This is a genomic window from Thiomicrorhabdus marina, from assembly GCF_017571465.1.
Taxonomy (GTDB): Bacteria; Pseudomonadota; Gammaproteobacteria; order Thiomicrospirales; family Thiomicrospiraceae; genus Thiomicrorhabdus; species Thiomicrorhabdus marina.
Map to the genome: position 1 here is coordinate 81,349 of NZ_JAGETV010000001.1, position 15,811 is coordinate 97,159.

A 15,811-nucleotide genomic window follows, 5' to 3' on the forward strand; every position below is an offset into this window, starting at 1 on the left:
CTTAGCGTTCCTTTTGCTTAAGTGGTAGATATACATTAAAAGTGGTTTTACCCGGTTCGCTTTCGGCGACAATCAAGCCATCATGTTGGCGCAAAACATTCTGTGCAACCGGCAACCCGAGTCCGCTACCTTCCTTCTTAGAACTAACCATCGGATAGAAAATCGAATCGAAAACTTCTGGCGGAATACCCTCGCCTTCATCAGTAATACTAATTAATGCCACTAACGGATAGGTCTGTGTACCGAGTGTAAATTTATGTTCAACACGCGTTTTGATAGTGAGCATACCGCCAAACTGTTCCATCGCTTGAATGGCATTTTTAATTAAGTTCAGAATGGCTTGCACCATCGCTTCAAAATCAATCATCACTTCCGGAATAGACGGGTCGTAATCCAGCTTCACATAGACATTATTCGGTTTTTCACCTTCAACAATCTGCAATACATAACGAATTAATTCATGCACATTGTGTAATTCTTTTTCACTTGATTGTTTAGGGCCTAACATGCGATCAACCAAGTTTTTCAAGCGCTGGACTTCTTTAGAGATAATCTCTAGAAAATCATTTGCTTTGTCTTCCGGCTTATAACGACGCTGTAACAGTTGCGTCGCGCCAAGAATACCTGCTAACGGATTTTTCACCTCATGAGCCAAGGTTCGCACCAGCAAATTACCCGCTTCGTATTGATGCCAGCGCTCGTCTTCTTCCACAATTCGGTGATGCCTTTCGGTATTAAACAATTCAAACAACCACCCTTTTTCGGTACCCAAGTCATAAGGTGAAATAGTGCAACTGACACGAACTTTAAACAGATCTTTCTGTTCAATCACATATTCGTGAATAGTGACCTTCTTTTCTTTGGCTTGGTCTAAAGACTCAATTAAGTCCGGCATCATTTTTTCCCAATGCATGCCCATAACACGTGAAGGACTGGTCTGAAAAATCTCACCTGCCGCCACGTTCATAAAAGTAATTTTCTGTTCGTGGTTGACCCAAAGTACTGCGGTTGTCAGGCCTTCTAAGACTTCCCGAAAGAAGCCGGACGTTTCCAGAGGTAATTTTTGCAGGGTTTGTTTGCTCATTAAAAATCTCTATTAATTGAGTAGTGACTAATCATGTCAGCTGTTACGAAACTCAAATCTTAGTGCCCTAATCAAATAATGTTCCAACTTGGGGTTTTTCGCACCAAAACAGCAAAATTTATTATTCGATTTACTTTACGAAAACAAACAAAAGAGAGAAATTTCAGTCATTCTCAATGGTTTAACTCAATGGTAAATTGTGTTTAAAAATAGCAAAAAGAGTCTTTATTCAAACCACGGCCACAGATAGTCAGAACGCACAAATGGGTTTAGCCAAGGCTTGAAATTATTTTAAAAATAACGAATTGTTTTCAGCTATCGCTAGATGCCTAAAACAACGAATCGGAATCAACGCATAAAAAATAAAATAAATTAATTATCAATAACTTAAGGTAAGAAATTAAATCAGTTTGGCTGAGACATCATCTCTCTAACTACCTCAGGGTCGGGAAACGCGAAGACGTAAATCACCAAAAAAATGGCATAAAAAACAAAACGACCGACACCTTGAAATTGAATTTTAGGATGACTCAAAACCGCGATTGCCAAACCGGAAACCACGCCACCCCAAGCTCCCAAAGTTGCCGCGAGCATCGACAACAAAGCACCAAATGCCATGACATAATAGTGCCAAGTGAACTTTGCTTTTGCTTGATTCATTGTTAATATCCTTGCTAATAATTTAGGTTGTTTTGCTGCGCCTATTCTAAAACAAAGCTCGCCCAAATAACGAAATTTTTACAGTTTTAGTGCAACCATGCACCAAATTAACACCATAGAATTTTCATCAAATCATAGGAATCTATATGAAAAATCCCATTATTGTTGTCGGCCTAGGAGAACTCGGCAGCGTTTTTGCACGTGGTTTTTTACGTCTTGGCTATCCGGTTCAAGGTGCCATGCGCGGTCAAGATTTACAGGCCTTAGCGAAAGATATACCAAATCCGGAAGCGGTGTTAATCGCAGTCGGTGAAGCCGATATTAGTTCGGTGCTACAAGATATTCCTAATGCATGGCAAGATCGCTTAATTTTGTTACAAAACGAACTACTTCCTAGAGATTGGCAAGCCGCCAGTTTACCGACGCCAACGGTAATTTCTGTTTGGTTCGAAAAGAAAAAAGGCATGGATTCCAAAGTAGTCATCCCATCTCCTATCTTCGGGACTAAAGCCAAGCTGGTTTTTGATGCTCTTGCAAAAGTTGACCTACCTTCCTACATTGTCGACAGCGAAGAAGAGTTGCTGTACGAATTGGTTCGTAAAAACCTCTACATTCTAACCACCAATATCGCCGGACTGGAAGTTGGCGGCAATGTACAACAACTACAGCAAGAACACGCTGAAGTGATGAACGCAGTTGCCCATGATATCTTGGAAATTCAAGCCTATCTGACCGGTCAAACACATGCGATCGACAATTTAATCAAGGGTATGTTAGAAGCCTTTGCCGGTGATCCGGAACACGGCTGCATGGGACGTTCCGCACCAGCACGCTTAAAACGCGCACTGACTTTTGCCGACCAAGCAAATCTTGAAGTTGCCAAGCTAAGAGAAATCGCTAAGCAAGCTCAATAATCTACGCTATCCGGTATGCACTTCACATGCCGGGTAGATTACGACTGATTCACTTACCATTGCACCATTGAGAAAGGTCGTTTTATGATTCATGAAATTCAACATCCTGTTACCGAAAGCCGCCAGTGGTTTTATAGCAATGAAGCGCGATGAAACAACCCATGTGGCGAAATTGTGCAGAAGAAGTCCCCATTTGGCTTTAGCAAGGGATTTGACAAGCATAGCCATCGCTCTGGTTGAGCGCGCTAGCTACGAAGTGACTTTTTAAAACATCGCCAAAAAGACAACGCTGTTCACGAAGTGAATTGGTCAATTAAAGTAGGAGATTGCCACGGTCTATAAAAAGGAATGAGCCTCGCTACGACGGTCATTGTGAACGGAGTGAACAATCCTTATGTCTTAAGCAATAAAAAACCCCGTTAAGAACAAGCCTTAACGGGGTTTAAAAATATGGTGGGTCGTGAGCGATTCGAACGCTCGACCAATTGATTAAAAGTCAACTGCTCTACCGGCTGAGCTAACGACCCATATTGTAAAGGGTAACCAGTTCCTAATGATTAAAGAAGTGGTTTATTCCGTGGTGGGTCGTGAGCGATTCGAACGCTCGACCAATTGATTAAAAGTCAACTGCTCTACCAACTGAGCTAACGACCCTTTCGGAATGCGGCGTATTATACAAGTATGAACATTGAGCGCAAGCCTTTTGATAGTTTTTTTATAAGTTTTTTTCGTTTTTTTTAAAGCACTATTTTCAGGGAAACGCTGAGTTTTGTAATAGCGCTTTAAAAACAAAAACTTAGCAAAATACAGCGCTTAAGCTTTCATTTCCAGCCGTTACTGATAAAGTGTCGGATCGCTAACACCTGCCTGACGGAAACCTTCTTTACGCAGACGACAAGAATCGCAAACTCCGCAAGCTTTACCTTGATCATCCGCTTGGTAACAAGAAACCGTTAAAGCGTAATCAACGCCCAATGCATCACCGGCTTGAATAATCTGCGCTTTGCTTAGATCTATCAACGGAGTCTGCACCTTTAACTTATGTCCTTCTACGCCGGCTTTAGTCGCAAGATTAGCCATCACTTCATAAGCGTTAATAAACTCTGGGCGACAATCAGGGTAACCGGAATAATCGACCGCATTGACGCCGATAAAAATATCATCTGCCTCAACGACTTCCGCTAAAGCCAACGCATAGGATAAAAACACCGTGTTACGAGCCGGTACATAAGTGATTGGAATCTCACCCTCGACCACACCTTCCGTTGGTACCTCCATAGAATCGTCGGTAAGCGCTGAACCGCCAATCTTACGCATGTCGACATCCATGACTCTATGGGTCGCAGCGCCCATCTGCTTAGCCAGATTTTCCGCCGCTTTTAATTCCGCACGATGGCGCTGTCCATAATCAAAGCTCATGGTATGACATTCATAGCCTTCGTCATTAGCAATCGCTAAGACCGTGGCCGAATCCAAGCCACCAGAGAGCAAGATAACCGCCTTCTTTTTCTTATTCATTTTCTAATCTCTTATTGTTGACCGCAAGGTCGTAAATTCAGCGCTATTATAACCAGAGCGATGGCAATAATAAAAAACCCGCCAAAGCAGAAGCTTATGGCGGGTTATCGACAACTTAAGATTTAGGTTAAATTACATTTTTTCCAAAATCTTAGTCGCATTGGATGCTGCACGACTGTCAGGAAAATCTTCAACAACGCGTTGATAAACCTTTTTTGCATCGTCGTTACGTTTCAACTTCGTCAAGCAATCACCGGCACGCAACATCGCATCACTGGCTTTACTCGATTCAGGAAACAGTTGCACAAGCTTACTGTAGACCTCAAGCGCCTGCTCATATTTATTATCGATAAACATCCCTTCAGCACGCCAATAGTAGGCATTCGGCAATAAATCTGACTGCGGATATTTTTCAATAAATTCGCCGAAAGAACTAACCGAAGCGGCGTAATCCGTATTACGCATCAAGCCAAACGCAGCTTGATAAGCCTTCTGTTCTTCAGCCGTTGCCGGACGAAGCTCTGAACGCGCCGGAGTCACAATTGGAGTGGCTGTAGCCGGTTCAGCTTGTGCTGCAACTGTCGGCTGCTCCGGCGTTTCCTCCACTTTAGGGCTGGTCGATGCAGGATTAGCCGCCACTGTTGAACCGCCTTGAGCCTGTAACTTACGAAGATCATCTTGCAGAACGATTAAACGCGCAGCTTGAACTTCCTGTTTATCAACAGCCTGTTTAAGCTGAGCTTGAAGATTAACCACCATCTGTTGCAGTTGTGTTACTTGATCGCCGGATTGCGGATTCTGAACATTACCTGCCGGTACTGTTGCCGGTTCTGGCATCAAAGAGATATCGCGCTTTAGGCGGTCAACTTGGTCTTGCAGATTTTGAATTTCGCGCTCTTGGTCATTCAATTTACGGGTCATATCCAGTAAAACCGGATTATTACTCATGCGCTCCAAACGGTCGATACGCTGCTCAAGGGTTTGCGCCTGGACTTGATTGCTAAATATAGCCATTGCGACAGCGCCGGTTATTAAGGATTTTTTAACTAGAGCGTCAATTGCCAACATTCTATTGCCTTTCATCTCTTTGAAAATCTACTTAAGAATAATTTCTACACGACGGTTTTTTGCATAAACCGATTCATTAGAGCCGAATACCGCAGGCTCTTCTTCACCCATACTGCTGACACCTAAGCGCTTTGGATCAATCCCCAATACAACTAAAGCATCAAAAACCGCTTTGGCACGTTTTTCTCCTAGTGCCAAGTTATATTCAGGTGAACCGCGTTCATCGGTATGCCCATAAAGAGCCGCAATGCGTCGAGGGTCTTGCGCCAGAACATCTGCATAATAACGCAGTACTTCCATCCCTTTTTCATCGACCGAATATTGGTCATAGCCAAAATACACTACATTTTCATGCAGTGCATTAAGCAACTTATACTCAGGTAAACGTGGGTCAAGCGGATCACTGTCACCAATATTCTGCATACCGTCTAACGGATCGATAGTGGTTAATAATTGCCCATCCGGACCGTAAACTTCGACCGGGGTCATCGTCGCCCCACCGTCTAAATCTTGTTGCTGAATTTGGTAACGCCCATCCAGACCGGGAGCGGTATCTTGCATTGAGTCGCCATCAAGAATCGCATCCATTTCTTTTTGCGGCGGTGTACTACAAGCAGCAAGTGAAGCAGCCAGAACTGCTACCGCTAGTTTTGATAAGGTTTTCATCTCTACTCCTTAGAACTTAAATCCATAATGAATTTAAGATTTCATTCGATAAGCATTGTAACTTAGCTTCGACTGTATGCAATCAAAGTCATTATTCCGCTGAATAAGGTCCCCAAGCCGGTTCACGCACTTCGGCATTCTTAACCTGAAGGGTTTGCGAGAAACGTCCATCTGTGGTTGTTACCGCTAATTGTCCGCGCCCACCTTTATTCATCGCGTACAGAATAAGTTCACTGTTTGGCGAGAAGCTCGGTGACTCATCGAGGAAGGTATCGGTAATCACTTCAAAGCGTTTAGTCTGGTTATCCACTAAACCGATGTGATAACCCTTGCTACCGTGTACGACCGCAACATAACGACCATCCGGAGACATCTGTGGATCAGAGTTATACTTACCTTCAAAGGTGATACGAACTTCATCACGGGTATCAAAGAAATACTGGAAAATTTGCGGCTGCCCGCGACGATCCGAGTTATAGAGAATAGACTGACCATCCGGTGCCCAAGTCGCTTCAGTTTCAATCGCACGGTCGCGTGTAATTTGCTGAAGACGGTTGGTATTTAAATCCAAAATATAGATATCAGCATTACCACCTTTAGAAAGCGTCACCGCCAGTTTTTGGCCGTCCGGAGACCATGCCGGTGCACCGTTAATTCCTTTATAACCGGCAACCATCTTGCGGTACTTTCCATCCAGACTTTGCACATAAACTTTAGAGCGCCCGTCTTCAAATGATACATAAGCCAGTTTTTTACCATCCGGAGACCAACTTGGCGACATAATCGGCTTGGTCGATTTCAATAATGGTTGTGCGTTATAACCGTCGGCATCGGCAACTTCCAAAGTATAGAAACGTTGTTTAGAGCCCTTAACCATCGTCACATAAGCGATTTGCGTATTGAATGCACCGCGTTTACCAGTCAACTCTTGATAAACGGCATCACTGATTTGGTGAGCTACTTGACGCAACCCTTTGGCCGGAACATTACTCCAACGTTTCCCCATCATCTGCTCTTTACGCAGTACATTAATCAAACGCATATCAACTTGATAAAGGCCGTTCGCCATTTGCGAGACTTTACCGATCACCATATTATCAATCATTAAGGTACGCCATTGATTGTAATCGATTTGATTCAACTCACTTGGCAACGACGGCATCTGATTACTCGCTAGAGGCTTGAACTGGCCACTACGCTTTAAGTCGGCAGCAACCACATTGGAAACATTCGCTAAACCAGAGTTTTCATTTGCAAACGGAACTACAGCAATCGGCAATGCATTATCAAACCCTTCATTAATTTCAATCGTTAAAGCCGCTTTTGCAGACAAACTAAATAAGCTCAAAAACAGACTTAAACTCAAAATCCATAGCTTTGTATAACGCATTGGGATGTCCTATTTTTATGGTTTAAAGGTAAACAAGATTTCTTTATCAAATACTTCCGGAACCGGTGCTAAAGGAAGTGGCGCAGCACGATAAACCGCATCAATAGCCGCATTCTGGAACTGTCTATCGGCAAACGAATTACAGTTGGTCACATTCGCACCAACAATGGTGCCGTCTCGACGTTGCACAATGCGCAAATCACACTGCGCTTGCGGCGATACGCGAGCTGGCGTACGCCAGTTATTTTTAACCTTTGCCGCAATTGAGGTCACATAACGCTGTTGCAGAGTGCGTAGCTGTTTTTGGTTTTCCGCATTAATCCGCGCTTGCTCTTCCGCCTTCAACTGTCGTTGTAGTTCGGCTTCCCGCGCTAAGCGCTCTTGTTCCATTCGTCGCTGTAATTCCGCCTCGGCACGTTTACGCTCTTGCTCAGCTTTACGTTCTGCTTCAAGGCGTTTTTTCTCAGCTTCTTTAGCCTTGCGCTCTGCTTCTAAACGTTTTTTCTCGGCTTCGGCTTTCTTACGTGCAATCTCTTCTTCCGCTTTGCGTTTTTCTTCAGCCGCCTTAGCCGCCGCTTCTTTCGCCTTACGTTCTTCTATGCGTTTTTTCTCAGCTTCTTCCTGACGCTTTTTCTCTTCGGCAGCTTTGCGTTTCGCTTCAGCCGCTTTACGCTCCTCTTCCTCACGCTGTCTTTTTGCTTCCAATTGGCGCTTGGTTTCTTCTTCAGCTTTACGCTTTGCCTCTAATTCTTTTTTACGCTCAATTTCTGCCTTTTTACGCGCTTCTTCCGCCTTGCGTTCCTCTTCTTGACGCTGCTTTTTCGCCTCTTCTTGACGTTTTTTCTCTTCTTCGGCCAGACGTTTTTCCTCTGCCGCTTTTTGCTTAGCTTCTTGTAAACGCTGCTCTTCTAATTCACGTTCTTGCTGTAAACGCTTACTTTCATCTAAACGCTGCTGTTGGCGTTCTTGTAAAAGTTGCATCTGTTGCTGTATCAATGTCGCATCAACCGCTGTCGTCTGCATAGGCTCTACCACATTCGGCTCGATCACATCGATTTTAGTTGGCTGATTATTGCCATTGATTTCAATCGGTGTCTTATCGGCAAACATATCCCAGTTAAATGCCAATAAACCAACCAATACTAAATGCAATGCCAGTGCCAGAGAAAAAGCTTTTGGATGCGTTTTTATGAAGTCCAACATTAATTACTGCTCCTGCACTTCAGGCTGAGTAATTAAAGAAACATTGGCAACGCCGTTACTTTTCAGCAAAGTGAAGATTTTAATAACCTTACCATAGGGAGCCGCGCGGTCACCTTGAATATAAAACTGCTGAGTTTGATTCAACTGCGACTGCGCAATCACTTGCGCGACCAGTGTCTGTACTTCTCGGTCGCTAATAACCACTTCCGGCTGTACCGAAGTTTTATAAAGACCGTCTGACGTAATGGTGATGACAAATGGCGGAGCCGCTTCAAGTTGTTCGACCGTCTGCTCATTCACTTGCGGAGTTTGCGGTAATTCAACACTGACGGCCTGTTGCACAATTGGCGCAGTAACCATGAAGATAATCAACAAGACCAAAGTGACATCAATATACGGCACAACATTAATTTCGGCCATTAAACGACGTTTTTGGCGGTTGCTACGAAAACCTTGATTAAACATGAGTCGTTCTCCTAAAAAGTTAAATCAACGGCTGTTAAGCAACCGGAGCTTGCACTTCCGGCGCAGACTCTTCAGTTTTCGATTTTGACTGTTGTTTCGACTCGATGACATGTGCCTGACGTTGCAGAATACTCATAAAACCTTCGGCAAAGTTTTCATATTCAGCAAGCAGTCGGTCAATTTTATTCGACAAACGGTTATAGGCGATAACGGCTGGAATGGCTGCAAACAGACCAATTGCTGTCGCAATCAACGCTTCAGAAATACCTGGTGCTACGGTTGCGAGTGTCGCATTCTGAACATCACCCAGTGATTGGAAAGCATGCATTACCCCCCAAACCGTTCCAAACAACCCAATATAAGGCGCTGAAGAACCAACCGTAGCCAGTAATGATAAACGCTGCTCAAGAACGTCCGCTTGGCGGCTAAAAGCGATTTTCATAGCTCGTTGCGAACCGGACAGTAAATCTGCCGAGGTAGTTACACCTTGTTTTTGCAAACGCATGAATTCTTTAAAACCATCCGCAAAAATCAGCGCCATACCTTCCGAGGTATCGCGAGTTGCTTCAACTTTGTAATACAGATTCGTTAAATCTTGTGCTTCCCAAAAATCGTTTTCAAAGGCGTAGGCAATCCGTTTCGACTTTTTAACCTGATAAGATTTAGCGATAGCGACCGTCCAAGCTGCAATCGACATGATTGCCAAAATCAACATCACTGCCTGTACTACCGGGCTAGCCAGTAATATGAGTTCAAATAAATCGCTATCCATTATCGTTAGTCCTACTCTTTAAAGCTCAAGAAATAATTTATATTTAATTACAAAACCTACACGATTCACCTAGAGTTCGCACATAAACTGTGCCTAACCCATTAAGGGTAAATAATGTTTATGAAAATCTAGCAAAGCACTTTACTCATTCGCTTCCGGTTTTTCAACACCCAAATGTTGGTAACCTTTATTGGTCGCAATTCGCCCACGAGAAGTACGTATCACGAAACCTTGCTGCACCAAAAACGGTTCAATCACATCTTCAATCGTTCCACGCTCTTCACCGAGCGCAGCGGAAATACTATCAATTCCAACCGGGCCACCGTCAAATTTATTAACCAGTGCATCCAAAAAACGTAAATCCATCTTATCGAGACCGAGCTGATCAACTTCCAACAAATTCAAAGCAAAATCAGCAATTTGCTGAGTGATGATACCATCGCCTTTCACTTGTGCATAATCACGAACCCGTCTCAACAAACGATTGGCAATACGAGGCGTACCACGCGAACGACGTGCAACTTCCAAAGCACCTTCTAACTCTGAATCCATGCCCAAAATACTCGCCGAGCGCTGTACAATTTGACAGAGTTCATCATGCGAATAGAATTCCAAACGCTGCACTAATCCGAAACGGTCACGTAATGGCGATGTTAGCAATCCGGCACGGGTAGTGGCACCCACCAAGGTAAACGGCGGTAAATCAATCTTCACACTTTGCGCTGCCGGCCCTTCGCCAATCACAATATCAATTTGGAAATCTTCCATTGCCGGATAGAGAACTTCTTCAACCACTGGGCTGAGGCGGTGAATCTCATCAACAAACAACACATCATGCGGTTCAAGGCGAGTCAAAATAGCCGCCAAATCACCGGGTTTTTCAATTACCGGCCCAGACGTCTGGCGCAGTGTCACGCCCATTTCTTGGGCAATAATATTTGATAATGTGGTTTTCCCTAAACCCGGCGGGCCATACAACAACACATGATCTAAAGGCTCGCCACGCATTTTGGCGGCCTGCATCGATAGACTTAGCTGCTCACGCACCGCAGTTTGTCCAATGTAATCGAACATCTGTTGCGGACGCACCGATGGCACGTTGTAAATATCATCATCGGTTTGCTGAGCGCCAACAATACGATCCGTTTCAATCATGCTAATTTAACTCCTTGAAGAGCTGCTTTGATGACCTCTTCTAAAGCCATGCCTTCCTGATACGCCTGCTTGACCATTTTCTCAGCCTGGGCTGATTTATAACCCAACGCCAATAATGCCTCAACTGCCTTGGAGGAAACCATGACATCATTTTGAAGTTTATTGGAAAGTGCATCAGAAGTCGTGCCTAAATCCCCGGAATGCTGCAAAGAAAACTCTGTCGAACCGTAATCCAATAGACCTGCTTCGATGAGTGGCTTTAGACGATCACGAATTTCAATTTGTAGACGCTCCGCCGTTTTTTTACCTACGCCTGGAATACGAGTCAAAGCAGTAACGTCACTCTGCTCAATCGATTGGCAAAACTCATTAACTGACATAGACGACAATACCGCTAAAGCCATTTTGGCACCAATGCCATTTACCTTAATTAAGGTTTTAAATAAAGTTCGTTCCGCTTCGGTGGCAAAACCGAACAGCTGCATAATGTCTTCGCGTACATGCAAATGCGTCAACAGTAAAACTTCAGCCTCCGCTTCTTGGCTCAGCTGATAGAAGGTTGACATCGGTGCTTCCACTTCATAGCCGACACCACGTACATCTAACCATAACAACGGCGGCTGCTTTTTAACCAAGATTCCTTTTAAAAAACCAATCATAACTTCCTGTTTCCAAATAACTTTTAGAACTTAGACCCCTTAGACATCACTTCTGGATCAATACCCAAAGACATATAGCGGTCGTGACATAATGCACAAGCCAAGGCATCCGCCGCATCTTCTTGAGGTGCTTCGGTTAACTTGAGAAGATTCTGAACCATAAACTGAACTTGCGTCTTACCAGCATGCCCCTTGCCGACAATGGTACTTTTGACTTGGGTTGGCGTGTATTCCATTATCGGCACATCATACATCGCGGCGGCGCACAGAATAACCCCTCGTGCCTGTCCAAGCGTAATTGCCGATTTCGGGTTTTTATAGACAAAGACTTTTTCAATCGCCAAAACATCCGGCTGATATTGCTCGATAATCTGGCAGATAGATTGATAGATGTTTTTTAGGCGCTGTGCACCTGAGTATTTTTCGACTCGGATAACACCACTGATAAGATAATTAGGATTGAAACGACCAGATTCGATAATACCGAATCCGGTTTTGCGGGAACCAGGGTCAACGCCTAAGATTCGTTTGCGTGCTTGTTGCAAGCTAAGCTCCCTGTCTGATAAAAAACAATGCGGCTATTTAGACTGCACTAATCCGGCTTGGCGTGAGAAGTCCAGCATGCGTTGCAATGACTCTAAAGCCTTAACTCGCGTTGCTTCTTCCACGTCGACCAATGGTGCCATATTACGTAAACATTCTGCTAAGTTTTGCAGACCATTCATCGCCATCCAAGGGCAGTGCGCACAACTCTTACAAGTCGCACCGTGCCCGCCGGTCGGCGCCACCAACAGTTTCTTGTTTGGTGCCAATTGCTGCATCTTATAGAAGATATTGTAATCGGTGGCGACAATAAACTCGTCGTCGTCCATAGCCTGTACCGCATTCAAAAGCACCTTAGTCGAACCGACCACATCAGCCTGCTCAACCACTGAAGAAGGCGATTCCGGGTGAACCAAAACCTTAGCATTCGGATATTGCTGACGTAACTCGTCTAACTCAAAGCTTTTGAATTCGTCATGCACAATACAATGTCCCTGCCAACGAATCATCTCAATGCCGGTCTCTTTTTCAATCCAGTTACCCAAATGGCGATCCGGCGCCCAGATAATCTTTTCGCCCTGCTCTTTTAGGTGACTAACGATTTGCAAGGCATTACCGGAAGTAACCACCCAGTCAGCTAACGCTTTCACCTCGGCACTGGTATTGGCATAAACCACGACCTTGTGTTCTGGGTACTGTGCGCAGAATTCTGCGAATTCTTTTGCCGGACAACCAACATCCAAAGAGCAGGTTGCATCTAAATCCGGCATGAGTACGGTCTTTTCAGGGCTGAAAATTTTAGCGCTTTCCCCCATAAAGCGTACGCCGCAGACAACCAATACATCGGCGTCCGACTGCGCGCCGAAATTCGCCATTTCTAACGAGTCTGCAACCACGCCGCCAGTTTCTTCCGCTAGAGCCTGTAAATCATCATCAACATAATAATGCGCAACCAACTGCGCATTATTCGCTTTGAGAAGTTGTTTAATTTCTTCTCTAAGCACTTGTTTCTGCTGATTATTCAACCAAGGCTGAGTCGGTGCGTTTTGCACCAGACTCTGAATACTGGCTTCGAGTTCAACCGGAATCTGTTGTAACTGATCTGCAGACATAAAACTAGCTCGCTTTACTTATCCGCACCGCGTTGAGGCTTGCGGAAACGCAACAATAGATCTTCCAACTGAGCGTTATCAACCAGACCCGGGGCTTCAGTCAGAGGACATGCTGCCGACTGCGTTTTAGGGAAAGCAATAACATCACGAATCGAAGGAATATTACCAAGAATCATCACGAGACGATCAAGACCAAATGCCATACCCGCGTGTGGAGGACAACCAAACTTTAATGCATCCAATAGGAAGCCGAATTTCTCTTGCGCTTCATCGTCAGAAATACCAAGCAACTTAAATACTGCTGCCTGCATATTTGTATCGTGAATACGCACTGAACCACCACCAACTTCTAGACCATTGATAACAAGGTCATAAGCACGCGATAGCATTTGCTCCGGCTCGTCATGATTTAGAATCTCTTCGGTAGTCGCTTTCGGCTGAGTGAACGGATGGTGAATCGCCGTCATACGTGCAGTTTCTTCGTCGGCTTCAAACATCGGGAAATCAACAACCCATACCGGTTTGAAACGCCCGTTTAACATGTCTAGGTCTTCGCCCAGCTTGACACGTAGCGCGCCGATTGCATCGTTAACTACTTTCGCTGAATCCGCACCGAAGAAGACAATATCGCCGTCTTGCGCGCCAACGCGCTCCATAATTTGCATCACTTGGTCAGGGAAGAATTTGATGATTGGCGATTGCAGACCATCAAGACCGGCAGACATATCATTAACTTTAATGTAAGCCAAGCCTTTTGCCCCGTAGATGCCAACAAATTTGGTATAGGCATCAATCTCTTTGCGCGACATTGAGCCAGCACCCGGAACACGCAGTGCAACCACACGCCCTTTCGGATCTTTTGCAGGACCTGCAAATACTTTGAATTCAATATCTTGCAACAAATCCGCAATATCAACCAACTGCATATCAATACGAAGATCTGGACGGTCAATACCGTATTTCTCAATCGCATCCGCGTAAGTCATGCGCGGAAATTCACCGTCGAATTCATAACCAATCGCTTCTTTAAAGATGGTTTTGGTCAAGCCTTCCATGGTCTGCATGACTTGTTCTTCAGTCATAAAAGAGGTTTCAATATCTAACTGAGTGAATTCCGGCTGACGATCGGCACGTAAATCTTCATCACGGAAACAACGAGTGATTTGGTAATAACGATCAAAACCGGACATCATCAGCAACTGTTTAAATAGCTGCGGGGACTGCGGTAGTGCAAAGAATTTATTAGCGTGGGTACGGCTCGGAACCAGATAATCACGCGCGCCTTCAGGCGTTGATTTAGTCAGGATAGGCGTTTCCATATCCATAAAACCGTTGTCATCAAGGTAACGACGCATAGAACACGTGATGGCATAACGCAGTTTTAGATTGTTTTGCATTTCGTCGCGACGTAGATCGATATAACGGTATTTTAGACGCGTCTCTTCACCAACATTCTTTTCATCAAGCTGGAATGGAATCGGCTCAGCCATTGACAATACATCTAGCTGATCAGCAACAATTTCGATTTTACCGGTTTTCATATTCGGGTTAATCGTACCTTCCGAACGCGAAATCACCTTACCGGTAATACTTAATACACACTCCGCTCGTAGTTTTTCCGCTTTTGCGAAATTATCCGCAGCGCTAGGGTTTACTACTACCTGAACAAGTCCTTCACGATCACGAAGATCGATAAAGATAACGCCGCCGTGGTCACGACGACGATGCACCCAACCAGCAACCTGTACCGTTTGGTCGATTAAAGTTTCTGTTACTTGTCCACAATAATGCGTACGCATATTTTTAAACCCTTTTACTCAAAGTTCTTTATAAATTATTCAAAACAAAACCGCTCTGCCGAATGTTCGACAGAACGGTAAAAATTTGTGCCTACTATTTGTCGGTTGCTCGAGGCGAAGCGCCTGAATCAGATTCAGACTCTAATGGCAGAGCAATTTGCTTCTCTTCCGGGGCAACCACGCCACCGGAAATAACCATTTTTAAAGCGTCGTCTACTTCCATATCAAGTTTAATAATCTCCGCACGATCCGCCATAATAAAAAAACCGGAAGTGGGGTTTGGCGTAGTTGGAACAAATAAATTCACTACATCCGCTATCCCGGTCTTCTTTTGCGGTTCAGCAATATTTTTTCCGGTCTGGAATGCCAAAGTCCACAAACCCTTGCGAGGATACTCAATCAGATAGACATTTTGAAATGTCTGTTCACCAGAACCGAATACCGCCTCTGCAATTTGTTTAACTGCCTTATAGATACTGCGGACAAGCGGGATGCGCGACAACATAGCTTCCCAAATTTTGACCAGCTTGCTGCCTAGTAAGTTGGCCGCTAGAATCCCGGTTACCAGAATCAGTAAAAACGACAGCAAAATACCTAAGCCAGGAATGTCTACACCAAGTAGCACCTCCGGTCGATATTGCATTGGTAACAGCAATAGACTTCGGTCAAAGAGGTCAACCAAAAACTTGATTACCGCGATAGTGACACCTAATGGCAACCAGACTAGAAGCCCAGCAATCAAATAACGTTTTAAGAAGGCCATACCGCACCCAAGACCGTCGGAAAATATAAACGACTCATTA

16 protein-coding genes and 2 tRNA genes are annotated in these 15,811 nt (G+C 44.5%); 1 reads left to right on the plus strand and 17 read right to left on the minus strand.

Annotation, left to right across the window (positions count from 1 at the left end; translation table 11 throughout):
- Nucleotide 1 precedes the first annotated feature (1 nt).
- Both glnL and J3998_RS00425 read right to left on the minus strand, forming a co-directional pair.
- Nucleotides 2–1,084 carry a nitrogen regulation protein NR(II) gene (gene glnL / locus J3998_RS00420; protein WP_208146157.1) on the minus strand — a complete coding sequence of 361 codons (1,083 nt, stop codon included), beginning with the start codon at nt 1,082–1,084 and terminating at the stop codon, nt 2–4.
- Between the two features lie 405 nt (nt 1,085–1,489).
- A complete protein-coding gene (locus J3998_RS00425) occupies nt 1,490–1,744 on the minus strand; it encodes a hypothetical protein (RefSeq protein ID WP_208146159.1) in 255 nt (84 codons plus the stop codon).
- A 146-nt stretch (nt 1,745–1,890) separates the two neighbouring features.
- Between J3998_RS00425 and J3998_RS00430 the strand changes: the two genes are divergently transcribed.
- Nucleotides 1,891–2,658, plus strand: a complete 768-nt coding sequence (locus J3998_RS00430) for a hypothetical protein (protein WP_208146160.1) — start codon at nt 1,891–1,893, stop codon at nt 2,656–2,658.
- 451 nt (nt 2,659–3,109) lie between these two features.
- Here the strand turns inward: J3998_RS00430 and J3998_RS00435 are convergent.
- The 15 genes from J3998_RS00435 to J3998_RS00505 form a co-directional block, all read right to left on the minus strand.
- Nucleotides 3,110–3,185 (minus strand) — tRNA-Lys (locus J3998_RS00435).
- Nucleotides 3,186–3,236: 51 nt separating this feature from the next.
- Nucleotides 3,237–3,312 (minus strand) — tRNA-Lys (locus tag J3998_RS00440).
- Nucleotides 3,313–3,492: 180 nt separating this feature from the next.
- The gene (gene queC / locus J3998_RS00445; protein WP_208146171.1) at nt 3,493–4,176 is read right to left on the minus strand and encodes a 7-cyano-7-deazaguanine synthase QueC; all 684 of its coding nucleotides are present in this window, start codon (nt 4,174–4,176) and stop codon (nt 3,493–3,495) included.
- Between the two features lie 132 nt (nt 4,177–4,308).
- Nucleotides 4,309–5,244 carry a tol-pal system protein YbgF gene (gene ybgF, locus J3998_RS00450; protein ID WP_208146173.1) on the minus strand — a complete coding sequence of 312 codons (936 nt, stop codon included), beginning with the start codon at nt 5,242–5,244 and terminating at the stop codon, nt 4,309–4,311.
- A gap of 27 nt (nt 5,245–5,271) precedes the next feature.
- A complete protein-coding gene (locus J3998_RS00455; RefSeq protein ID WP_208146175.1) occupies nt 5,272–5,910 on the minus strand; it encodes an OmpA family protein in 639 nt (212 codons plus the stop codon).
- Nucleotides 5,911–6,001: 91 nt separating this feature from the next.
- Complete coding sequence (gene tolB, locus J3998_RS00460) at nt 6,002–7,300, minus strand: Tol-Pal system beta propeller repeat protein TolB (RefSeq protein WP_208146185.1); 1,299 nt, start codon at nt 7,298–7,300, stop codon at nt 6,002–6,004.
- Between the two features lie 15 nt (nt 7,301–7,315).
- Nucleotides 7,316–8,503 carry a cell envelope integrity protein TolA gene (tolA, locus tag J3998_RS00465; RefSeq protein WP_208146197.1) on the minus strand — a complete coding sequence of 396 codons (1,188 nt, stop codon included), beginning with the start codon at nt 8,501–8,503 and terminating at the stop codon, nt 7,316–7,318.
- 3 nt (nt 8,504–8,506) lie between these two features.
- Nucleotides 8,507–8,968, minus strand: coding sequence for an ExbD/TolR family protein (locus J3998_RS00470; protein ID WP_208146199.1), 462 nt, complete (start codon nt 8,966–8,968; stop codon nt 8,507–8,509).
- Nucleotides 8,969–9,002: 34 nt separating this feature from the next.
- Complete coding sequence (tolQ, locus tag J3998_RS00475; RefSeq protein ID WP_243750525.1) at nt 9,003–9,740, minus strand: protein TolQ; 738 nt, start codon at nt 9,738–9,740, stop codon at nt 9,003–9,005.
- Between the two features lie 141 nt (nt 9,741–9,881).
- Nucleotides 9,882–10,895, minus strand: coding sequence for a Holliday junction branch migration DNA helicase RuvB (ruvB, locus tag J3998_RS00480; RefSeq protein ID WP_243750526.1), 1,014 nt, complete (start codon nt 10,893–10,895; stop codon nt 9,882–9,884).
- A complete protein-coding gene (gene ruvA / locus J3998_RS00485; RefSeq protein ID WP_208146201.1) occupies nt 10,892–11,554 on the minus strand; it encodes a Holliday junction branch migration protein RuvA in 663 nt (220 codons plus the stop codon). The genes ruvB and ruvA overlap by 4 nt, the downstream gene beginning before the upstream one ends.
- Before the next feature lie 23 nt (nt 11,555–11,577).
- The gene (gene ruvC / locus J3998_RS00490; protein WP_208146203.1) at nt 11,578–12,099 is read right to left on the minus strand and encodes a crossover junction endodeoxyribonuclease RuvC; all 522 of its coding nucleotides are present in this window, start codon (nt 12,097–12,099) and stop codon (nt 11,578–11,580) included.
- Between the two features lie 33 nt (nt 12,100–12,132).
- Complete coding sequence (nadA, locus tag J3998_RS00495; protein WP_208146205.1) at nt 12,133–13,209, minus strand: quinolinate synthase NadA; 1,077 nt, start codon at nt 13,207–13,209, stop codon at nt 12,133–12,135.
- 14 nt (nt 13,210–13,223) lie between these two features.
- Nucleotides 13,224–15,008, minus strand: a complete 1,785-nt coding sequence (aspS, locus tag J3998_RS00500) for an aspartate--tRNA ligase (RefSeq protein ID WP_208146207.1) — start codon at nt 15,006–15,008, stop codon at nt 13,224–13,226.
- A gap of 94 nt (nt 15,009–15,102) precedes the next feature.
- Entirely contained in the window at nt 15,103–15,771 is a 669-nt protein-coding gene (locus J3998_RS00505; protein ID WP_208146209.1) for a DUF502 domain-containing protein, read from the minus strand.
- Nucleotides 15,772–15,811 lie beyond the last annotated feature (40 nt).